The 22,546-nt window shown below is 74.6% G+C and carries 15 protein-coding genes and 1 riboswitch; of the genes, 3 read left to right on the top strand and 12 right to left on the bottom strand.

All coding sequences use genetic code 11. The features are described 5' to 3' along the window. Positions 1 to 5 precede the first annotated feature (5 nt). The 5 genes from K7640_RS19815 to K7640_RS19795 form a co-directional block, all read right to left on the bottom strand. A complete protein-coding gene (locus K7640_RS19815) occupies positions 6 to 965 on the bottom strand; it encodes a ferritin family protein (RefSeq protein WP_222956347.1) in 960 nt (319 codons plus the stop codon). A 170-nt stretch (positions 966 to 1,135) separates the two neighbouring features. Continuing rightward, positions 1,136 to 1,759 carry an ATP/GTP-binding protein gene (locus tag K7640_RS19810; RefSeq protein ID WP_222956346.1) on the bottom strand — a complete coding sequence of 208 codons (624 nt, stop codon included), beginning with the start codon at positions 1,757 to 1,759 and terminating at the stop codon, positions 1,136 to 1,138. After that, the gene (locus K7640_RS19805) at positions 1,740 to 2,105 is read right to left on the bottom strand and encodes a DUF742 domain-containing protein (protein ID WP_222956345.1); all 366 of its coding nucleotides are present in this window, start codon (positions 2,103 to 2,105) and stop codon (positions 1,740 to 1,742) included. Before K7640_RS19805 ends, K7640_RS19810 begins: the two co-directional genes overlap by 20 nt. A 53-nt stretch (positions 2,106 to 2,158) precedes the next feature. Continuing rightward, positions 2,159 to 2,566, bottom strand: coding sequence for a roadblock/LC7 domain-containing protein (locus K7640_RS19800; protein WP_007465177.1), 408 nt, complete (start codon positions 2,564 to 2,566; stop codon positions 2,159 to 2,161). Further along, positions 2,563 to 5,847, bottom strand: a complete 3,285-nt coding sequence (locus tag K7640_RS19795; protein ID WP_222956344.1) for a sensor histidine kinase — start codon at positions 5,845 to 5,847, stop codon at positions 2,563 to 2,565. Before K7640_RS19795 ends, K7640_RS19800 begins: the two co-directional genes overlap by 4 nt. Before the next feature lie 756 nt (positions 5,848 to 6,603). Here K7640_RS19795 and K7640_RS19790 point away from each other — a divergent pair. Then, a complete protein-coding gene (locus K7640_RS19790; protein WP_222956343.1) occupies positions 6,604 to 9,456 on the top strand; it encodes a hypothetical protein in 2,853 nt (950 codons plus the stop codon). 42 nt (positions 9,457 to 9,498) lie between these two features. Here the strand turns inward: K7640_RS19790 and thiC are convergent, their stop codons facing one another. The 7 genes from thiC to thiE form a co-directional block, all read right to left on the bottom strand. Beyond that, positions 9,499 to 11,091, bottom strand: coding sequence for a phosphomethylpyrimidine synthase ThiC (thiC, locus tag K7640_RS19785; RefSeq protein ID WP_222956342.1), 1,593 nt, complete (start codon positions 11,089 to 11,091; stop codon positions 9,499 to 9,501). Positions 11,092 to 11,108: 17 nt separating this feature from the next. Then, positions 11,109 to 11,897, bottom strand: a complete 789-nt coding sequence (gene thiD / locus K7640_RS19780; protein ID WP_222956341.1) for a bifunctional hydroxymethylpyrimidine kinase/phosphomethylpyrimidine kinase — start codon at positions 11,895 to 11,897, stop codon at positions 11,109 to 11,111. Then, positions 11,894 to 12,523 carry a thiamine phosphate synthase gene (locus K7640_RS19775; RefSeq protein ID WP_222956420.1) on the bottom strand — a complete coding sequence of 210 codons (630 nt, stop codon included), beginning with the start codon at positions 12,521 to 12,523 and terminating at the stop codon, positions 11,894 to 11,896. The genes thiD and K7640_RS19775 overlap by 4 nt, the downstream gene beginning before the upstream one ends. A gap of 53 nt (positions 12,524 to 12,576) precedes the next feature. After that, positions 12,577 to 13,347 carry a thiazole synthase gene (locus K7640_RS19770; protein WP_308042613.1) on the bottom strand — a complete coding sequence of 257 codons (771 nt, stop codon included), beginning with the start codon at positions 13,345 to 13,347 and terminating at the stop codon, positions 12,577 to 12,579. Positions 13,348 to 13,352: 5 nt separating this feature from the next. Beyond that, a complete protein-coding gene (gene thiS, locus K7640_RS19765; RefSeq protein WP_222956339.1) occupies positions 13,353 to 13,553 on the bottom strand; it encodes a sulfur carrier protein ThiS in 201 nt (66 codons plus the stop codon). After that, positions 13,544 to 14,698: a glycine oxidase ThiO gene (thiO, locus tag K7640_RS19760; RefSeq protein ID WP_222956338.1), complete on the bottom strand. Its 1,155-nt coding sequence runs from the start codon at positions 14,696 to 14,698 to the stop codon at positions 13,544 to 13,546. The genes thiS and thiO overlap by 10 nt, the downstream gene beginning before the upstream one ends. Further along, a complete protein-coding gene (thiE, locus tag K7640_RS19755; protein ID WP_222956337.1) occupies positions 14,692 to 15,318 on the bottom strand; it encodes a thiamine phosphate synthase in 627 nt (208 codons plus the stop codon). The genes thiO and thiE overlap by 7 nt, the downstream gene beginning before the upstream one ends. Next, positions 15,313 to 15,421: riboswitch (TPP riboswitch) on the bottom strand. (Overlaps the previous gene by 6 nt.) A gap of 353 nt (positions 15,422 to 15,774) precedes the next feature. Between thiE and K7640_RS19750 the strand changes: the two genes are divergently transcribed. After that, positions 15,775 to 21,552 (top strand): ThuA domain-containing protein, encoded by a 5,778-nt coding sequence (locus K7640_RS19750; RefSeq protein ID WP_308042612.1) that lies wholly within the window; start codon positions 15,775 to 15,777, stop codon positions 21,550 to 21,552. A gap of 74 nt (positions 21,553 to 21,626) precedes the next feature. Beyond that, positions 21,627 to 22,322, top strand: coding sequence for a hypothetical protein (locus K7640_RS19745; protein WP_222956336.1), 696 nt, complete (start codon positions 21,627 to 21,629; stop codon positions 22,320 to 22,322). Positions 22,323 to 22,546: the final 224 nt, after the last annotated feature.

Here is a 22,546-nt window from a genome sequence, read left to right as displayed (position 1 = left end):
CGGAGTCAGCTCCGCCGCACCGCCGCGCGCATTCCGCCGAGTTCCAGGTCGACCAGGGCGTACAGGAACGCCGAGGCGTGACCGGCCTCGTCGTGCGCGATCTCGGCGAACAGGTCCGCCGCCTCGTCCTCACCCACCGAGGCCGCCTGCCGGGCGAAGGACGGGTACATGGTGCCCGCCTCGTACGTCTCGCCCTCGATCGCCTTGCGCAGGTTCTCGGCGTCGGAGCGGACCAGACCGGCGAGGGTCGCCGCCTCGGAGAAGTGCTCGCCGAGTTCCTGACCGGCGGTGTTCGTCCAGAGGCGGGCCAGCCGCAGCCGGCCACCACTGCGGGCATGCTGGGCGTAGCGCGTGTAGCTGGCGTTCGCGAACGCCTCACCGCGCAGCGTCGCCTCCAGGTTGTCCTGCGTCACGCCCGAACAGACCGGCAGGCCGGCGACGATGGGCACCGGCGGGACCGCCGTGCCGATCGGGACCCGTACGCCGGAGCGCGGATGGGTGATCGCGTACAGGGCGAGGCGGAACTGGGCGGCGTGGGTCGCCTCATCGGCCGCCAGTTCCTGGAACAGCCGCGCGGCGCGCGGGCAGCCGTCCCGGCGGGCCTGCTGGGCGTACCCCGGGTAGACCACGGTGGCCTCGTGCCACTCGCCCTCGATCGACGTGCGCAGGTTGGCCACGTCCGTGCCGACGAAGTCGACAAGCGCCGCCTCCTCGGTGAAGTGCTCACCCAGCTCGGTCGCGGCGGTGGCGACGAACAGGTCGGCGATGTCGTCGTGCCCGTTGCGGGCCGCCTCCGCGCCGTACGCGAGGTAGCTGGCGTTGGCGAACGCCTCCCCGTGCATGGCGGTGAGCGTGTTGGCCCGGGTCGTGTCGTCCGCCACCGCCGCCCGGGCGGGCGCCTGCGCCAGGCCGACGCCGAGCAGGGTGCTCGCGACCACCGCGATGGCCGCTCTCACTGTCCTCATGAATCCCCCTCTTCATCCATGACGCAAAGCGAAGTTCACTTCACTCTGCGTAACAAATGTCGCGATGGATTCTATGTTTCTGCAGGTCAGAGTCGTGTGCGGCGACGCCGCGGAACGACGCTCGTCGGCGGGTCCACTACGGAGACCGCCGAAAACAACGACAAAACGGCTCAGCCGACCGGGGCCGGGTAGCCGCGGCCGTGCTCGGCCTGCAACCGCTTCATCGCGTGCTCGACCACCGTCACCAGCACCTGCTTCACCGAATCGCGGTGCCGAGCGTCGGTGAGCACCAGCGGCACGTCGCTCGCGATCGCCAGCGCCTCGCGCACCTCGTCCATCTCGTACTGCGGCGAGCCGTCGAAGTGGTTGAGCGCCACCACGTAGGGCAGGTTGCGGTTCTCGAAGTAGTCAAGCGCGGCGAACGCGTCGGCGATCCGGCGGGTGTCGACAAGCACGGCGGCGCCGACCGCGCCCCGGATGATCTCGTCCCACATGAACCAGAACCGGGTCTGCCCGGGCGTGCCGAAGAGGTAGAGGATCAGGTCCTGCGCCATGGTGATCCGGCCGAAGTCCATGGCGACCGTGGTGGTCTCCTTGCCGGGCACCTTCGACGGGTCGTCGACCCCGATGCCGGCGGAGGTCATCAGGGCCTCGGTGGTCAGCGGGGTGATCTCGGAGATCGCGCCGACCAGGGTGGTCTTGCCCACGCCGAAGCCGCCCGCGATGACGATCTTCGCGGAGACGATTCCCCGGTTCCGACCCGCCCCGGCGGGGTCATAGCCTGCGAAGTCCACTTAGCACCCTTTCAAGGATCTCCATCCGCCCCTCGTACCCCTCGGCGGGAGCGGCAGTGTGTAGCGTCAGCAGGCCATCGGTCACCATGTCGGCGACCAGCACCCGGGCCACCCCCAACGGCATCCGGGTGTACGCGGCGATCTCCGCCAACGACTGGGCCCGGCCCTCGCAGACCGTGGCGATGCGGTGCTTGTCGTGCCCGGCGAACCGCGACTCGACGACGGCGGTGGGACTGGCGCTCAGCACCGCCTCGATCGCCACGTCCATCCGCGCCTCGGTCCGGCCGCGGGTGACCGCGTACGGCCGCACCAGCGCGCCACGCGGGTCGTCACGCCGCTGATCCATCTCGCGATCACCTCCTCTCGGCCGGGGCCTGCCGGCGCCGGGTCACCGTCGGCCTAGGAGCGGACCGCGTCCCGGGGCAGCGGCACCAGGGCGGCGCCGACCCGTTCCACCAGCAGCGCCATCTCGTAACCGACCTGGCCGACGTCGCAGCTGCGGGCGGCGAGCACCGCCATCGACGAGCCGTCGCTGATCGACATGAGGAACAGGTATCCGCTGTCCATCTCGATCACGGTCTGCAACACCCCGCCGGCGCTGAACATCCGGGCCGCGCCCTCGGTCAGGCTCACCACGCCGGAGGTGATCGCGGCGAGCTGGTCGGCGCGGTCCCCGGGCAGATCCCGGGACGAGGCCAGCAGCAGGCCGTCCGCGGACACCGCAACCACGTGGGCGATGCCCGCCACGCTGTCCGCGAAGTTGGTGAGCAGCCAACCCATGTCCTGCATAGCCGCCGGGCGGTTCATCGACTCGTCTCCTTGGTGGGGGTGAAGGTGGGATCCGCGCCCACCGACCGGCCGCGCTGTACGCCCCGGTGGTAGGCAGACAACAGACCGCGGACGTCCTCGGGGGTGCGTCGGCTGCGGTCCCGACCGCTGTCCGACTCGATGCCGCCGGGGACGAGCTGCGCCTGCGGGACCCGCTTGGGCAGGCCGGAACGGGTGGTGTCGCGGACCTCCGGCGAGGCCGCGCGGGAGGCCAGCGACCAGCCCTCGTCGGCCGCCGTGCGCCAGGCGTCGGGGTCGATCGAGGGCGGAGCCGACACCGGCGGTGCGGGCTCCGGCTCGGCCGGTTGGGCCGCCGCCGGCTCGGCCACCGGTGCCGGCGGCGCGTACGCCTCCGGCACGGCGAAGGGCTCCGGCTCGCCGCTGGGCGCAGCGTACGACTCCGGCGCGGTGGTGGGCGCGGCGTACGACTCCGGCTCGGCCGCCGGGGTCGGCGGCGCGTACGGCTCCGGGGCGGCGGCCGGCGGGACGTACGGCGGCGGGGGTGGCGCGGCGGCCACCGGCGGCTCGGCCGGCGGTGCGGCCTCCGCCGGCCGGGGCGCGGCCGGCGGCTCCTCGTCGAAGCGCGGCCGGGTGAAGATGGCGGTGGCGTCGTTGCCGTGGGACCGGAACCAGACCGCCTCCATCTCCCGGAAGATCGGCGAGTCGGCCGGCCGGTCGGGCCGGGCCACCAGGGACGCGGCGGCGGATGCCGGTGCGCTGCCGACCCCGTGGCCGGCGACCGGACCGGTGGGCAGCGCCGGCTCGGGCTCGACCGGCGCGGTCCACCGGGACGGCGACTCGACCGGCGCGGACTGGGCCGCGGCCGGGCTGTACGCGGGCGGGGCGGAGACCGACGACATCGGGTGCGGCCCGGTCGCCGGCTGCCCGGAGACCGGGTACGCGGCGACCGGCTGCGCCGACACCGGCTGCGCGGACACCGGATATCCGGAGACCGGCTGGGCGGAGACCGGATATCCGGAGACCGGCTGCGCGGACACCGGATATCCGGACACCGGCTGCGCGGAGACCGGGTACCCGGACACCGGCTGCGCCGAGACCGGGACGGCCGACACCGGGGCGGCGCCGAAACCGACCTCGGGGGCGAGTTCCCGGGCGTCGGCCGGCCCGGGCCAGTGGGCCGCCGGTCGGGGGGTGCGCCACGCGTCGGAGAGCGTCGCGGTGCCGCCGGCGACCGGCGACCCGCCCAGGCCGGCCGGGGCGTACGGGCCCGGCTCGGCGGCCAGCGACGGCCGGGGCCGGGTGGGCAGCGGCATCGGTCCGGGGTCGGCGGGCAGCACCACGGTGGCGTTCGGCAGCGTCACCTGCGCCACCGTGCCGCCCTCGATGTTGCGGCGCAGCTCCACCCGGATGCCGTAGCGGTTGGCGAGCCGGCTGACCACCGCGAGACCCATCAGCCGGAACGCGGAGACGTCGACGGTCGGTGGCGCGGCCAGCCGGCGGTTGAGCGAGTCGAGCTGCTCCTCGCTCAGCCCGAGGCCCCGGTCCTCCACCTGGACCAGCACGTAGTCCCGGATCCGCCGGGCGTCGGCGACCACCGTCGTGTTCGGCGGGGAGAACCGGGTCGCGTTGTCGAGCAGCTCGGCGACCAGCCGCACCACGTCGTTCACGGCGTTCGCCGTGATCGAGATGTCGGTGTCGATGCTGCCGAACTCGATCCGGTTGTACTGCTCCACCTCGGACTGGGCGGCGCGGAGCACGTCGACCAGGAGCGCGTCCTCCCGGCGCGGCACGCCCGCGTCGGCGCCCGCCAGCACCAGCAGGTTCTCGTCGTTGCGGCGCATCCGGGTGGCGAGGTGGTCGAGTTCGAAGAGCTGGGCGAGGCGCTTGGGGTCCTCCTCCCCCCGCTCGATCGCGTCCAGCTCGCCGATCATGCGGTCGACCAGGGTCTGACTGCGGCGGGCCAGGTTGACGAACATGGTGGAGACGCTGGTCCGGAGGGCGGCCTGCTCGGCCGCGACGCGTACGGCCTCGCGGTGGACCACGTTGAAGGCGAGCGCGACCTGGCCCACCTCGTCGCGATTGTTGAGCTTGATCGGGTCCCGCATCTCGCGGACGATCTCCTCGACCCCGCCCTCGCCGACGTTGCCCATGTTCTGCAGCCGGGTAACCGCGTCGGGCAGGTCGTGGTTCGCCACCGCCAGCGCGCCCTCCCGCAGCCGGCGCAGCGAGATGTTGAGCGACCGGGCCAGCACCACCGCCAGGGTGATCGCGACGAGCAGGCTGAGCAGCACCAGCACCGACTCGAGCGCGGCCTGCCGGGTGGCCTCGATCCGGGCCCGCTCGGCGTCGGCCAGCAGCCGGTCCTGGAGCTCGACCTCCGCCTTGCGCATCAGGTCGTCCACCGCGCCGATGGCGGCGGCCGCCTCGGTGGCCCTGATGGTGGGCCGCTTGCCGATCGACCGGGTCAGGTCGCTGGTGACCCGGTCGGCCTGCTGGACCGCGTCGCCGGTGACGATGCGGGACGCCACCTCACGCTGCCCCTGCTCGGCGGTCTGGGAGAAGGCGAGCAGGGCGTCCTTGCGCTGGGCCAGCGTGGAGACGAAGGCGAAGTAGTCGGCCTCGGTGACCCGCCCGGCGGTCAGCGCGGTGAAGGCGACCGCCTCCTCCTCGGCGACCGCCGCGCGCGCCCGCCCGTACGCGGCGGTTGCCCGCCGGGCGTCCGCCCCGCGCCCCTCGGTGGCCGACTGGGCCAGGGCGTCGCCGTACCCGTTGAGCGCGGAGAGGACCGCCGCATACCGCTGGCCCGGGTCGCCGGCCGACGATCCCTGGCGGCCGAGCGCCTGCTTGCGGATGTCGGGCAGGGTGGCCAGTCCCTCGTCGATGTCGGTGAGCAGGTCGCCGACGAGCGGCGGCGGCTCCTCGATCCGACCCCGTCCGCTCTGGTACGCGGCGATCCGCTCGTCGGTGGCGCGGGCCAGCCGGTTGTAGTCGTCGGGCGCGCCCTTCGAATCGGCCAGGAAGGCCAGGGCGGCCATCCGCTCGGCGTGCAGCCCCTCGGAGAGCGCGGAGACGTCGAGGGAGAGCGCGGTCATCGACCGGACCCGGGTGGCGTCGTCGGCGCTCTCGGCGACCGCCACCAACCGGACGGTGGCCAGCGCGATGACGGCGGCGATCGGCACGACGAGGATCAGCGCGAGCTTGGTACGGATCCGGGCGTCCCGCAGCCGGGGCAGCCCGCGACGACGGTTGAGCTGGCCGGGGCCACCGCTTTCGGGCAGGGTCGTAGGTCCGGTGCTCACGACATCGCCTCCGTCGTTTCTTCCGCGCTCGTACCGCCGACCCGCGCCTGCTGCAGGGGACAGCGCCACGCGCGGCACGGCCGGAATTTCATCAGACAAGATCCTGTTTGGGAAGCGGCGATGCGGTGGAAATCAGCCGTTCGGCAATCCACCCTTGATCCGCGCGCCGAATACCGCCGAGTTGCCGAGTCCCTGAACAGGGCATGTAACTCCAGAGTGGTCATCTGCTTATTCAAGGTGAGCATTTGTTAACACTCAGTATCACCACGATGTGGGACGCGCATCCCGGCATGCAGCGCCCATCGCGGTGGATCACTCAGCTCCGACCACACCGTACGGCGTGCGGCGCAGATCATCTACTCAGGACCGGAGGTGGATCTCCCCGCCGGCCGCGCGCCACGGCGGGGGGCGAGATCACCGGGCCGACCCGGAAGATCGACGGTCCGGCGACCCCGGGGCCGCCATTCCGCCGGACGCCGACGCCGATCACCCGGAAATCGGATGCCCGGGCCCCTCGATCATCGACAGAAAGCGAAATACGACCGGCTGCCCGACATCGAGAACAATCGTCGCCCGGGCCGGCGGACGGAACCGTCCCGACACCGCCCGCAGGTCCGGGCGGGCCCCCGGGCGGGTGTCGGGGACCCGACCTGGCGGCCGGCTCCCGGGCCCCGGGATAGTCGCAGCTCGGGCGCGTCGCCGCGCCGCGCGGCGCCAAGGTGGCGATCGGGCGCACCGGCCCGTAACGTGCGCCACATGGCCAATCGGACGTGGGGCAGACTGCTGCTCACGGCGCTCGGATTGAGCGTGCTGGCCGGAGCCGGTCAGCTCGGCATCGCGTACGGGTTCGGCATCGTCCGGCTGACCGGCGAGTTCACGGACGGCTCGGTCAACCGGTGGCCGGCCCAACTGGTCTGGGTGAGCTGGTTCGCGGCGCTCGCCGCGGTGACCGGCGCCCTCCTCACCGAGCGGCTGGCTCGGCGCGAGGAGCTACCGGCCGAGACGACCGAGCAGCTCGCCGTCGCGGGGGCGGCCGCGCTCGGCGCGACGGTGGTGGCCCCGCTGTGCATGCAGCCGGCGCGGGCCGCCGAACTCCTCTCCGTGGACCCCGTCTGGGCGGTCGGCATCTGCGCGGTGCTCGGCGCGGTGATCGGCGCGGGCGCCGCGCTGACCGTGCTGCTCCGGCCGCCGCTGGGTTGGAACGTGGCGGTGCTGGCCGGCGTGGTCTGGCTGCTCGCCCTGATCTCGGCGGCGCCGTCGCTGGTGGGCAGCGGTCCGCTGCCCACCGTGCGGCTCGGGGTGCTGGAACCGGCCGGCCTCGCGCCGGACACGGCGGAGCGCCTGGCCCTGCTGATCCTCCCGGTGGTGGCCCTGGTCAGTGGCGCCGTGACGGGCGGCCTGGCCCGCCGGCGCGGCCACCCGCCCCTGGTCAGCGGGGCGACCGGCGCGGCCGGCCCGGCGCTGATCGCCTTCGCCTACCTCTCCGCCGGCCCCGGTGACAGCGTGGACCGATACCAGCTCGCGCCCTACTACGCGGCCCTGATCGCGCTCGCCACCGGCGTGCTCGGCTCGACCGCCGCGGCCCTGCTGCGCTGGCCGCTCCTGCCGGCCGGCCGGACCGGCGCGTGGTCGGCCGAGGACGCCGTCACGCCGACCGCCATCCTCCGCCCGCTGCCCGCCGGCACCGGCCTGCCGGCCGGCGCGCCACCGGCCCCGGCGCCCGGCGACGACCGCGCGAGCCTCGTGGCGGGCGACGCCCGGGACGGGTTCCGCGCCACGGCCGGCGGCGGGCACGCCGACCTCTTCGCGTCCGCCCCGCCCGCCGGGAGCACGCCGCCGCACTGGGACTGGCCGGCCACCGGCACGGACCCGGACGCCGCCCCGGCCCGCGTCGCCTCGGCCGCGATCCGGTCGGACCGGCCGGCCACCGACGTACCGGCCACCGGCACCGACCAGCCGCCGGTCACCGGGCTCGACCCGGCCCGGACCGCCGACCCGGACCGGTCGCCGGCCGCCGAGCCGGGCGGAGCGGAAGTGCGGCCCGCCACCGCCCCGGCGGACCCCTCGGCGGCGGCCGGATCGGGTACGCCCGCCGACGGCGTGGCGGGTGCGGTCGCCGCGACCGGGCCCGGCGCGGCGGCAACGGCCGGCCCCCCCCGCCGACCCCGGCGCACCCGCCGTCCGGCCGACCCGGCGGCTGCGGCAGCCACGACTCCCACGGCGGGCACGGAAACCCCGACGGCGGCCACCACCCCCACCGCGGGCGCGGACGCCCCGACGGCCGCCACAGCCGGCCCGGAAGCGGTCGCCACGACGGGCACGGAAGCCACCGCCACCCGGGCAGCGGGCACGGCAGCCGCGACGGCCCCCGAGGGGACCACCGAAGCCACCGGCCCGACGCCGACCGCGAAGCGCGCCCGACGCCGGACCGCCGGCGCCCCGGCGAACGGTGCGGACGCGGCGGGTGCCCCGGCAACCGGCGCGAACCCGGCGGGCGACCAGCCACCGGCGATGGCCGGTTCGCCCTCCCCCGCCACGGCCGAACCGGTGACGCCGCCCACCCCGCCGCCCAGCGACGCGACGGCAGCCAAGCCGGGCGCGACGGCGGCCAAGCCAGGCGCGACGGCGGGCGAGCCGGCTGGCGAGCCGGAACCGGCCACCGGCACGCCGGCCACGCCCCGGCCCAGGCGGACACGGACCTCCCGCGCCACCACGACCGGGGCACCGCCCACCGGCGGCGGCCCGGCCGCGCCGGGTGCGCCCGAAGCGGCCCCGCTCGACCCGGCCGGCGCCGTGAGCGGTGCCCCGCTCGGCCCCGCGCCGGCCCCCGCCACCCCCGTCGGGTCGCGGACGGAGCCCGCCGCCACCACGCGGAACGGCCCGGACGCCACCACGCTGAGCGGCCCGGACGCCACCACGCCGAGCGGCCCGGACGCCGCCGCGGCGGAGCCGGCCGCCACTGCGCCCGCCGGGGAGCCGCCGGCAACCCCGACCGGGGGCGACCGGACGGCCACGCCCGGCACCGACCCGGTCGAGGCACCCCCGCCGGACGAGGAGCGGCGTGGCCCGGTGCCGGCCTGGCCGGGCGCACCGGTGCGCCCGGCCCCGCTCGGCCGGACGCCACTGACCGGCCCGGTCGGCCGGGGGACACCGCCCGAGGAGCGCGACCGGGCGGCCCGGCCGGACGGCGTCGAACCGACCACGCCCCGGCCCCGGCACCGCGCGCCGCTGCCCGACCTGGACCGGGCGGGCAGCTGGGACGCCTTCGGCAACGGGTTCCGGCGTACCGCCCCGCTGGAGCCGGCACCCGCCGCACCACCGACACCGGCCCCCGCCGAGGAGCCGGCCGTCCCCCGGCAGCCGGACGGCAGCCGGGAGCCCGCCGCGCCGCCCGCCAGCGAGAAGGCCCGCCCGAAGCGGGGCCTGTTCCGGCGCAACCGGTCGCGGGCCGTGGAGCCGGACCGCCCGCCCGTGGACGAACCGCTGCCGGCCCCGGACGAGGAGTACGTCGACTGGGTCACCGGCCTGGCCAAGGAGGCGCCCGAGCCGGAGGCCGAGGAGCCGGGGCGCCGGTCGCTGCGCTCCACCGGCCGGCACCACCGCGACTGACCGCCGCCGTCCGGCGCCGACCACCGGCGCCGGACGGATCGGTCAGGCCAGCGGCAGGTACACCCGCCCGCCGGAGGAGACGAACTCCGCCGACTTGTCCCGCATGCCACGGGCGGCGTACTCCGACAGCTCCTGGCTGATCTTCATGGAGCAGAACTTCGGGCCGCACATCGAGCAGAAGTGCGCCGTCTTCGCCGGCTCGGCCGGCAGCGTCGCGTCGTGGTACGACCGGGCGGTCTCCGGATCCAGCGACAGGTTGAACTGGTCCTCCCAGCGGAACTCGAACCGCGCCCTGGACAGCGCGTCGTCCCAGGCCTGCGCCCCGGGGTGCCCCTTGGCCAGGTCGGCGGCGTGCGCCGCGATCTTGTACGCGATCACGCCCGCCTTGACGTCGTCGCGGTCCGGCAGCCCGAGGTGCTCCTTCGGCGTGACGTAGCAGAGCATCGCGGTGCCGAACATGCCGATCATCGCGGCGCCGATCGCCGAGGTGATGTGGTCGTACGCGGGCGCGATGTCGGTGGTCAGCGGGCCGAGCGTGTAGAACGGCGCCTCGTGGCACCACTCCTGCTGGCGGTCCACGTTCTCCTTGATCTTGTGCATCGGCACGTGTCCCGGGCCCTCGATCATCACCTGGACGTCGTGCTCCCAGGCCACCTTCGTCAGCTCGCCCAGGGTGCGCAGCTCGGCGAACTGCGCCTCGTCGTTGGCGTCCGCGATGGAGCCGGGCCGCAGCCCGTCGCCGAGCGAGAACGTCACGTCATAGCGCGCGAGCAGCGCACACAGCTCGCGGAAGTTGGTGTAGAGGAAGTTCTCCTCGTGGTGCGCCAGGCACCAGGCGGCCATGATCGAGCCGCCCCGGGACACGATCCCGGTCACCCGGCCGACCGCCAGCGGCACGTACGGCAGCAGCACCCCGGCGTGCACGGTCATGTAGTCCACGCCCTGCTCGGCCTGCTCGATCACGGTCTCCCGGAAGACCTCCCAGCTCAGCTTCACCGGGTCGCCGCCGACCTTCTCCAGCGCCTGGTAGATCGGCACGGTGCCGATCGGCACCGGCGAGTTGCGCACGATCGCCTCGCGGGTCTCGTGGATCCGCTTGCCGGTGGACAGGTCCATTACGGTGTCCGCGCCCCACCGGGTGGCCCAGGTCAGCTTCTCCACCTCCTCGGCGACCGACGAGCTGACCGCCGAGGTGCCGATGTTGGCGTTGACCTTGACCAGGAACGCCCTGCCGATGATCGCCGGCTCGCACTCCGGGTGGTTGACGTTCAGCGGCAGCACGGCCCGGCCGGCGGCGATCTCGGCCCGGACGAACTCCGGCGGCACCCCCTCCCGGATCGCCACGAACTCCATCTCCGGCGTGACGAGCCCCGCCCGCGCGTAGCCGAGCTGCGTCGGCCGCCGGCCGTCCGCCCCGGCCAGCGGCGTGCCCGCACCCCGCACCGGGGCGACGTCGCCGCGCTCGGCGATCCACGGTCCGCGCAGCGGCGGCAGCCCGGCCGCCGGATCGGAGCCGGGGCCCGAGGTGTCGTACAGCCGGACCGGTGGGTTGTCCCCGGTCAGCTCCACCTCGGCGAACGGCACCCGGACGTCCGGCCGGGAACCCTCCACGTACACCTTGCGCCGTGCCTGCATGGCAGCCTCCCTCTCGCTCACCGCGACCAGCCGAAGTGGTCCAGCGGGCCGCGTCCCGCGCCCAACTCCCAGTCCCGGGCGCCGGTCAGCGCCCGGGTGACGTACTCCTTGGCGGCGGCCACCGCCGCCGGCACCGGATCGCCGGCCGCCAGCCGGACCGCGACGGCCGCCGAGAACGAGCAGCCGGTGCCGTGGTTGTGCCGGGTGTCCACCCGCGGCGCGCGCAGCAGCGTGGTCCGCCCGCCGCCGCTGAGCACGTCCACCGCCTCGCCACCGGCGGCCACGTCGCCGCCGGTCACCACCACGTACGCCGGGCCGCCGGCCGCCAGGTCCTCGGCCGCCACGACCATCTGCTCGACCGTGCCCACCGGGCGTCCGGTGAGGGCCGCGGCCTCCGCGCAGTTCGGCGTCGCCACCTCCGCGTACGGCAGCAGCCGCTCGACCGCCGCCACCACGCCCAGGCGGTGCCCGCTGGTCGCCACCAGCACCGGGTCGACGACGAGGTGCGGCAGCCGGCCCGCCTTCGCCGCCCCGGCCACCGCGTCGGCGATCGCCGGGCTGCCGAGCATGCCGGTCTTCACCGCGCGTACGGCGAAGTCGCCGAGGACGCTGTCGAGCTGGTCGGTGACGGTCTGTGGCGGCAACGGCAGGACGGCGTCCACGCCCCGGGTGTTCTGCGCGGTGACGGCGGTGAGCACGCTGGTGCCGTACGCGCCGAGGGCGGCGAAGACCTTGAGGTCGGCCTGGATGCCGGCGCCCCCGCCGGAGTCGGAGCCGGCGATCGTCAGAAGGGTTCTCGGCGTCAATCTTTGCTCCTGCTCGCGGTTGGGGGCTGCGGCCGACCGGGCAGCGCCGTTTCGAAGGCGTCGCGCAGGGTGGTGGCGGCCTCGGTGGGGTCGGGGGCGCGCATGACCGCGCCGAGCACGGCCACCCCGACGGCACCCGCCCCGATGCACGCCGCCACCTGCGCGGGCGTCTCGATGCCGCCCAGGGCGAGGGCCGGGACCGGGCTGGCGGCGACCAGCCGGCGAAGCCCGTCCGGTTGCAGGGGCGGCCCGTAGCCGGGTTTGGTTCTGGTCGGGAAGACCGGCGAGAGGGTCACGTAGTCCTCGGTGGTGAGCCGGTCGAGTTCCGCCGCGTCGTGGCAGGAGCGGCCGACCAGGGCATGCTGGGGCGGCGGGTACGGGCCGGCGGCGGGCAGGTGGACGGCGTCGCCGCCGAGCGGGTCCGGGCCGGCGACGAGCAGGGCACCGCCGACCTCGGCGAGCACCGCCCGCAGTTCCGCCGCGAGCGCGGCCCGCTCGGCCCGGGGCAGGTCCTTCTCCCGCAGCACCACCCAGCGCACTCCCCCGCCGACGGCCCGGGCGACCACCTCGACCAGCGGCCGACGGGCCACCCGCCGATCGGTCAGCAGCACGACGCCGGACGGGATCCGCCCCGGCGGGAGCCCGGGACCGACCAGGGTCAGCCCCGGTGTCCGCGCCGTCACAGCTCGGGCCGGCCGTCGTCGGGAGTGGACGCCAGGGCGTGGAACCGGCGGGGGATCCGGCCGGCGCCGGCGGCCAGGCGACCGGCCTCGACGGCGTAGCGCATCGCCGTGGCCATCGCCACCGGGTCGGCGGCGCGGGTGACGGCACTGGCCAGCAGCACCCCGTCGCAGCCCAGTTCCATGGCGAGCGCCGCGTCGGAGGCGGTGCCGATGCCCGCGTCCAGGATCACCGGCACGTCGACGCTCTGCCGGATCAGCCGGATGTGGTGCGGGTTGCCCACCCCCAGGCCGGAGCCGATCGGCGCGCCGGCCGGCATCACCGCCGCGCAGCCCACGTCGGCCAGCCGCCGGGCCAGGATCGGGTCGTCCGAGGTGTACGGCAGCACGGTGAACCCGTCGGCCACCAGCTCCTCCGCGGCGCGCAGCAGCTCCACCCCGTCGGGCAGCAGGGTGCGCTCGTCGCCGATCACCTCCAGCTTCACCCGGTCGGTACCGAACGCCTCCCGGGCCAGGTGGGCCACCTTCACCGCCTCGGCGGCGGTGTAGCAGCCGGCGGTGTTCGGCAGCAGCCGCACCCCGCACCGGTCCAGCAGGTCGAGCAGCCCGCCGCCGGCGACCGCGGCGGTGTCGACCCGGCGCAGGGCGAGGGTGACCAGTTCGGCGCCGGAGGCCCGGATCGCCTGCTCCAGCACGTGCAGGTTGGCCGCGCCGCCGGTGCCGAGGATGAGCCGCGAGCGGTACGTCTCGCCGCCGATGGTCAGCTGCACCGCGCTCACCCGCCCTGGGCGGCGCTGAGCACCTCGACCCGGTCGCCGTCGCGCAGCACGGTGGCCGGCCAGCCGCCGCGCGGGACCACCTCCCCGTTCACCGCGACGGCGAGCCCGCGCCGCTGGTCGGTGACGGCGCGGACCAGGTCCTCGACGCTCGTTCCGCCGGGCACGTGCCGCCCGGCGCCGTTGACGGTCAGTTCCACGTCTCCTCCTGCGTGACGGGGTGCCCGGCCGGGCCGGCGAACCGGTCCGGCCGGAACGGGGCGAGCAGCGGGTCCGGGGTGCCGGTGACGATCAGCTCGGCGACCAGGTCGGCGGTGACCGGGGTGAGCACGATGCCGTGCCGGTGGTGCCCGGTGGCGGCGAGCACGCCGGGCCGGCCGGGCAGCGCGCCGATGATCGGCGCGTTGTCGGGCGTGCCGGGGCGCAGCCCGGCGGACGCCTCGGCCAGGTCGTACTCGGCCAGCTCGGGGACCAGGTCGACGGCGGCGCGCAGCAGCCGCAGCACCGCGCCGGCGGTCACCTCGGTGTCGGTGCGCTCCTCGACGGTCGCCCCGACCACCACCTCGCCGCCGGCCCGGGGCACCAGGTAGACCGACTCGCCGTCGGCGTACCCGCGGATCACGTGCCGGAAGCCCGGCGCACCGCCGCCGGGCGCGCGGAGCCGGAGCACCTGGCCCTTCACCGGCCGGACCGGCAGCCCGGTCAGCGCGGCCGTGCCGCAGCCGGCGGCGACGACGACCACCGGCGCGGCCACCTCGCCCAGCGCGGTGACCGCGCCGGGCAGCAGCGTGGCGCCGGCCCGCCGGGCGGCGGTGCGCAGCGCGGCGACCAGCCGGCGCGGATCGACCTGGTGGTCGCCGGGGGCGACCGCGCCGCCGCGCAGCCGGGGCGCCAGCGCCGGTTCGCGGTCCCGCAGCTGCGACGGGCGCAGGGCGGTGATGGGCAGCCCCAGCCCCTGCTGGTACGCCCAGAGCCGGCGCGCCTCGGCCAGGTCGTCGGCGGTCAGCCCGACCACCAGCGTCCCGTCGGTGCGGTAGCCGAGGTCGGCGCCGGACGCCTCGGTCAGCTCGGCGGCGAACCCGGGCCAGCGGGCGGCGGACTCGGCGAGCAGCCCGGTCAGCTCCCGCTCGCCGAAGTACGCCTCGGCCACCGGCGACAGCATCCCGGCGGCGACGTGCGACGCCCCCGACCCGGGCGCCGGATCGTGCACCACGACCCGCAGCCCCCGGGCCGCGCACCGCCACGCGATGGCCAACCCCACCGGCCCCGCCCCCACCACCCCCACATCGGCAAGGAAGGGCCCCCTGTTAACGCCTCCGGTAGAGGCGGGGCCCCCTGTTAACACGTCAGCGACGCGATCAGCTCGGCGGTGGCGCGGGCCGGGTCGGTGGCGCCGGAGATCGCGCCGACCACCGCCACCCCGTACGCCCCGGCGGCGCGCAGCGCCGGCACCGTCGCGGCGGTCACCCCGCCGATGGCGATCACCGGCACGGACACCGCCCCGGCGACCGCCCGTACGCCCGCCGGGCCGATCGGGTCGGGCAGGCCGGTCTTGGTGTCGGTGGCGTGGCAGGGGCCGACGCCGAGGTAGCCGGCCCCGGCGGCGACCGCCACGGCGGCGGTGCCCGGTGTCCGGGCGGTGGCGCCGAGCACCGCCGTGGGCCCGAGCACCCGGCGGGCCGCCTCGACGGGCAGGTCGTCCGCGCCGACGTGCCCGCCGTCGGCGCCGGCCGCCAGCGCCACGTGCAGCCGGTCGTTGACCAGGCAGGTCGCCCCGTACGGCCGGCAGAGCGCGACCGCCGCGCGGGTCAGCTCGTACGCCTCGCGGTCGGTGGCGTCGTCGGTCACCCGGACCTGGACGACCAGTTCGGCGCGGGCCACCGGCAGTGCGGCGCGCAGCACGCCGAGCGGGTCCCGGCCGGGCCGGGTGTCGGTGATCAGATGCAGTCGTCCCAGGGACGGCACGGCAACTCTCCTCCCTGCGCCGGCATTACCCGGATCAGGTTCGACGGTCGGGGGCGCACAGCCCCCCTCTCAGCCCGGTGCACCGGGCTCCCGTGGGTTACGTGGTTGTCACCGTACGACGGATCGGCGGATCCGCCAAGCCCGGGTGGGCGGAGGCGGCCCGCTATCCCCTTTGGATGCCTCTAGGAGGGAATGCGACGTGCCGTTACCGAACCGTTACAAGCATTTCCCTTGCCCGGCACACATGGACCGGAACTAATTTGTTCAGCGATTCGACAAAAATTCGCGGACCGGGGACGCCCTGCTGGCGGGGCGCCCCGCAGTCGGATCGGGCGGTCTTCGGCGAGCCGCTCCCGCAGGACGTCCACACCGGACGAAGGAGACCTCGTGTCCTTGTTCCGCCGTCACCCCCGGCATCGTCGACCAAGAATCCCCGTAGCCCTGCTCTCCCTCAGCGTGGCGTCGACCGTGCTGCTCGGCGCCCCCGCGCCGGCCTCCGCGAGCGCTGCCCCGGCCGCCGCGCCGGCACCCGCGGCCCAGGCCGCCGCAGCGGCACCCGCGGCCCAGGCCGCCGAGGCGTTCTCCGTGCTGATCTTCTCGAAGACCGCCGGTTTCCGGCACGACTCGATCCCCACCGGCATCGCCGCCATCCAGAAGCTCGGCGCCGACAACGGCTTCACCGTCGACACCACCGAGGACGGCGCGGCCTTCACCGACGCCAACCTCGCCAAGTACCGCGCGGTGATCTGGCTCTCCACCACCGGCGACGTGCTCGACGCCGACCAGCAGGCCGCCTTCGAGCGGTACATCAAGGCGGGCGGCGGCTACGTCGGCATCCACGCCGCCTCCGACACCGAGTACAGCTGGCCCTGGTACGGCGACCTGGTCGGCGCCTGGTTCGCCAACCACCCGGCCAACCAGCAGGCCACCGTCAAGGTCGAGGACCCGGCCCACCCGTCCACCGCGCACCTGCCGGAGCGCTGGTCCCGGTTCGACGAGTGGTACAACTTCCGGACCAACCCGCGCGCCAAGGTGCACGTGCTGTCCAGCCTGGACGAGACGAGCTACACCCCGGGCGCCGGCGCGATGGGCCATGACCACCCGATCGCCTGGTGCCAGGACTTCGACGGCGGGCGGGCCTGGTACACCGGCGGCGGGCACACCCGGGAGTCGTACGCCGAGCCCGAGTTCCTCACCCACCTGCTCGGCGGCATCCGGACCGCGGCCGGGGTGGAGCGCGGCGACTGCGCGGCCTCGAAGACCAGCAGCTTCGAGAAGGTCACCCTGGACAGCAACACCAGCAACCCGATGGAGCTGGACATCGCCGCGGACGGCCGGGTCTTCTACGCCGAGCGCGACGGCCGGGTGCAGATCATCAAGCCGGACAGCGTCAGCACGGTCACCGCGCTGACGTTGAACGTGTTCACCGGCAACGAGGACGGCCTGCTCGGCCTGCGCCTCGACCCCGATTTCGCCACCAACAAGTGGATCTACCTTTACTGGGCGCCGAACGACGGGGTGTCCCGCAACCTGATCTCCCGGTTCACCGTCAACGGTGACGCCCTCGACCCGGCCAGCCGCAAGGACGTGCTGCGGGTCGACACCCAGCGCAACACCTGCTGCCACGCCGGCGGCACGATGACCTTCGACAGCGCCGGCAACCTCTACCTGGCCACCGGGGACAACACCAACCCGTTCGAGTCCAGCGGGTACACCCCGATCGACGAGCGGCCCGGCCGGCAGGACTATGACGCGCAGCGCACCTCGGGCAACACCAACGACCTGCGCGGCAAGGTGATCCGGATCCACCCGGAGGACGACGGCAGCTACACCGTGCCGGCCGGTAACCTCTTCGCCCCGGGCACCGCGAAGACCCGCCCCGAGATCTACGCGATGGGCTTCCGCAACCCGTTCCGGATCGGCATCGACCCGGCCACCGACACCCTGTACGTCGCCGACTACGGCCCCGACGCCGGCAGCGCCAACGCCGAGCGCGGCCCGGGCAACACGGTGGAGTGGAACATCGTCAAGGCGCCCGGCAACTTCGGCTGGCCGTACTGCGTGGGGCAGAACGTCGCCTACAACGACTACCAGTTCCCGTCCGGTCCGAGCGGTGCGAAGTTCAACTGCGCGGCCCCGGTGAACGAGTCGCCGAACAACACCGGACTGACCACCCTGCCGCCGGTCGTCCCGGCCACCGTCGACTACAACTACGGCGGCAACCCGCGCTTCCCCGAGATCGGCGGCGGCGGCGCCCCGATGGGCGGCCCGGTCTACCGGTACGACGCCGACAGCACGTCGAAGCGCAAGTGGCCGGCCTACTACGACGGCAAGGCGCTGTTCGGCGAGTGGAACCAGTCCAAGATGTACACCATGCAGGTCGGCCGCTCCGGCACCGAGCTGATCGACATCAACCAGCTGCTGACCGGCATGAGCATGGTCCGGCCGATGGACTTCGAGTTCGGTCCGGACGGCGCGCTCTACCTGATCGAGTGGGGCAGCGGCTTCGGCGGCAACAACGACAACTCCGGGGTCTACCGGATCGACTACACCGCCGGTGACCGCGCCCCCATCGCGGTGGCCACCGCCGACCCGACCTCCGGCCCGGCGCCGCTGACCGTGCGGTTCTCCAGCGCCGGCTCGCGGGACCCGGACGGCGGGACGCTGACGTACGCCTGGAAGTTCGGCGACGGGCAGACCTCGACCGAGGCCAACCCGACCCACACGTACGCCACGGCCGGCAACTACACCGCGCAGCTCACGGTCATCAACCCCAACGGCCGTACCGCGGTGGCGAACGTGCCGGTCACCGTCGGCAACACCGCGCCGACCGTGACCATCGAGTTCCCCCCGGACGGCGGCTTCTTCGACTGGGGTGACCAGGTCCGCTACACGATCAAGGTGACCGACCCGGAGGACGGCACCATCGACTGCGACCGGGTCAAGCTCCAGGTGCTGCTCGGCCACGACGAGCATGCCCACCCGCTGGAGCAGCACACCGGCTGCACCGGCGTGGTGCAGACGTCGCTCGCCTCCGGACACGGCGCCGAGGCGAACGTCTTCACCGTCTTCGAGGCGACCTACACCGACAACGGGGGCGCCGGCGGCGCCGGCCCGCTCACCGGCCGGGCGATCGAGCAGTTGCAGCCCAAGCGGAAGCAGGCCGAGTACTACACCGCCACCGGCCGGGCCCCGGGCAGCACCGGCGGCGGTGACCCGGGCGTGCAGAAGGAGACCACCAGCGACACCGCCGGCGGCGGCCAGAACATCGGCTTCATCGAGGACGGCGACTGGTGGTCGGTGCAGCCGGCCGACCTGACCGGCGTCGACCAGATCCGGTTCCGGGTCGCCTCGGCCACCACCGGCGGCCGGATCGACGTGCGCGCGGGCGCCGTCGACGGACCGGTGGTCGCCACCGCCACCGTGCCGGGCACCGGCGCCTGGCAGACGTACACCGACGTCACCGTGCCGGTCACCGCGACCGACCGGGCCACCGGCAGCCTGTACTTCGTGGCGAAGGACCCGGCCGGCGGCACCGGCTCGCTGTTCAACGTCAACTGGATGGACTTCCTCGGCCGAGGCGTCACCGACAACGCGCCGCCGGTGGTCACCGCCACCGCGACGCCGACCGCCGGCACCGCGCCGGTCACGGTGGAGTTCGACGGCACGGCCACCGACGCCGAGGGCGACACCCCGCTGACGTACGCCTGGGACTTCGGCGACGGTGGCACCGCGACGACGTTGCAGGCGCGGCACACGTACACCTCGCCGGGCACGTTCGTGGCCAGCCTGACCGTGACCGACAAGCGCGGCGCGAAGGCGTACGCGACGGTCACCGTGAAGGTGGACGCCCCGAACACCTCCTGCTTCGGGGCCCGCTCGGACGACTTCCTCGGCAGCACCTTGGACAAGGACCGCTGGACGGTCGTCCGGGAGAACCAGCTCTACTCGGTCTCCGGCGGCTCGCTGCGGCTGCCCACCGCGGTGGGTGACCTCTACGGCACCCGCAACGACGCGACCAACCTGGTGCTCCAGCCCGCACCCAGCGGCGCCTGGCAGGCCACCACGAAGGTCACCCTGCCGGTGACCGCCAACTACCAGCAGGCGGGCCTGCTCCTCTACGGCGACGACGACAACTACGCCAAGGTGGATCTGCTCTACAACGGCAGCCGCCGGGTGGAGTTCATCCGGGAGACCGCCGGCACGCCGCGCAACGAGTCGGCGGACGCCACCGCGGCGCCGGCCGGTGACACCGTCTACGTGCGGCTGATCAGCGACGGCACCAACCTGACCGCCGCCGTCTCCGGCGACGGCAGCACCTTCACCCCGGTCGGCCGGGCCGCCGCCCTGGCCGGCATCACCAACCCGCGGATCGGTGTCTTCGCGCTCAACGGCGGCACCGAGGCACCGGTGGTGGACGCGGTGTTCGACTGGTTCCAGTTCGCGCCGGACGGTCCGGCCGAACCGGTCGCCCCGTCGGACGAGTTCACCGGCACCACGCTGGACAAGTGCCGGTGGAACGCCATCCTGCGGGAGGACCCGCTGACGTACCGGGTGACCGACGGTGCGCTGCGGATCGACGTGCCGAAGGGTGACATCTACGGCACGGACAACACCGGGCCGACCAACTTCATCCTGCAGACCGCCCCGTCCGGGGACTGGACCATCGAGACGAGGGTCGACGGCAGCCAGCTGGCCGAGCAGTACCAGCAGGCGGGTCTGATCGTCCACGCCGACGACGACAACTACCTGAAGTTCGACTTCATCGTGGACAACCAGGCCGGCCAGCCGGTCAGCCGGCGGATCGAGTTCCGCAGCGAGATCGGCGGAGCGGTGCAGGACCCGCAGCCCCAGGTGAGCGACCTGACCTCGGCGGTCTGGCACCTGCGGCTGGCCCGCACCGGCAACACCTTCACCGCCTCGTACTCGCCGGACGGCGAGAACTGGCAAACGCTGCAGGCGTTGACCAACGCCGCCGTCGGGGCGACCCCGAAGGTCGGCCTGTTCACCCTCGGGGCCAACGCGGCGGTCTCCAAGCCGGTGTTCTTCGACTACTTCCGGCTGACCGCCGGGCAGGTCGACGGCACCGCGCCGGTGACCACCGCCACGGTCTCCGGCACCCCGACCGCCGGCTGGCACACCGGGCCGGTCACCGTCACGCTGGCCGCCACCGACGGGGCGAACGGCAGCGGGGTGGCGCGCACCGAGTACCAGCTCGACGGGGCCACCACCTGGACGGCGTACACCGCCCCGGTGGCCGTCAGCGGCGACGGTGAGCACGAGGTGCGGTTCCGCTCGGTCGACGAGGCCGGCAACGTGGAGGAGACCAAGAAGGTCGCCATCAAGATCGACGCCACGGCGCCGGTCAGCTCGGCGGCGTTCGCGCCGCCGAGTGACGAGGGCTGGCACGCCGGCACGGTGCCGGTGGTCCTCACCGCCACCGACGCCGGTTCCGGGGTGAAGTCGCTGGAGTTCTCCCTCGACGGCGGCGCGTGGACCCCGTACACCGAGCCGGTGCAGGTGACCGGCGACGGGCGGCACGAGCTGCTCTACCGGGCCACCGACAACGCCGGCAACGCCGAGACGCTGAAGTCGGCGGTGCTCCAGATCGACGGCACCGCGCCGACGCTGCTGGTGTCCGGGATCGCCGACGGTCAGCTCTACGGGGACAGCCAGGACGTCCGGATCTCCTGGCAGGCGGTCGACCCGACCTCCGGGCTGCGGAGCACGGTCGGCAAGCTGGACGGCAAGGCGTACGCCAGCGGCACCCTGCAGGCCATGTACGAGCTGCCGCTCGGCCTGCACGAGCTGACGGTGACCGCGACCGACAAGGCGGGCAACAGCACCACCTCGAACGTCCGGTTCTTCGTCACCACCTCGTTCCGGGACATGCAGAACCTGCTGGACCGGTTCAAGGCGACCGGGCGGCTCACCACCAAGGCCCACCAGCAGCTCAGCACCAAGCTGGACGCGGTACGCAAGGCCGAGGCGGCGGGCAACGACACCCGGGCGATCAAGCTGCTCGGCGAGTTCCGGACGCTGGCCGCGGACACCAAGCTGGTGACCGAGGCTGAGATCCGGGACGTCCTGGTCCGGGACGCCGACGCGATGATCGTCCGGCTGGGCGGCACCGTCGGCCAGACCGGAGTAAAGGCGAACAAGGGCAAGCCGGTCCAGGGCACCGGCCGGCTCGACGGCGATCCCACCCGGATCGCCCCCGGCCGCAAGCTCTGACCCACCCGGGCTCCCCGCCCGCCGCCGACCCGGCGGCGGGCGGGGAGCCCACCCGTATCGGGAGGAGTGACACGATGCGTACCCGCAGAGTGCTCGCCGTGCTGGCCGGCCTGTGGCTGGCGGTGCTGACCGTCGCCCCGGCCGCCGCGCACGGCGGCAAGCTGAAGCTGGTGGTGGCCGGGGACGGCGCCACCGGGGTCACCGTGCAGGCCAGCCACGCCGACGGGCACCCGCTGACCGAGCCGGTCCGGCTGGTGCTGACCGCGGCCGGCGCGGACGGCCGGAAGGTCGGCCCGGTGCAACTGGTGCCGAGCGTCGAGGGTGAGGGCTTCTACTCCAGCGGCCCGCTGCTCTCGCCGGGCCGGTGGAAGGTCACCGTCACCGCGCCCGCCCCCACCGCGGCCCGGGCGACCGCCCAGGTCGATGCCCGTCCGGCGGCCGTGCCGGTACCCGCCGGTCAGCAGGTCGACGGGCAGCGGCCGGCGGGCAGCCCGTCGCCGAGCGGACCGGCCGGGAAGCCGGCGGCCGGCGGGGCGACCGGCGGCGCGAGCGACCCGGCGACCGGCCGGGCGAGCGGGGCGACCGGCGGGCCCGCGACCGGCGCCGGGGCGGAGAACCGGGCGGCTGCTGGTGACGCCGGCCGGCCGTGGTGGCCGATCGCCGTCGCGGTACCCGTCCTCGCCGTGCTGGCGCTGCTGGGCGTGCTCGCCGCCCGCCGCACCCGCCAACCGGACAACCCCGGCCCCGGCCCCGGCGACCCCACCACCTGACAGTCCGGGCCCACGCCGGCACCCGACAGTCCGGGCCCACGCCGGGACCGCCGCTGTCCCGGGCCCTACCAACTTGATGTCACAAACGAATCGTCCGGCTCCAGCACGGCCGAGTTTTGCCTGTTCGCCACGAGGCGGACAGCGGGCGGTGATTCGTTTACGTCATCAAGTTGGTAGGGCACGAACCGACCCCACCGCCCCCGGGACGGCACTCACCTCGGGCA

This window comes from Micromonospora sp. PLK6-60 (assembly GCF_019890675.1).
In the GTDB taxonomy this organism is placed as follows: Bacteria; Actinomycetota; Actinomycetes; order Mycobacteriales; family Micromonosporaceae; genus Micromonospora.
Note: the sequence above shows the minus strand (reverse complement) of the source record. Positions and strands in the feature narration are given on the sequence as shown.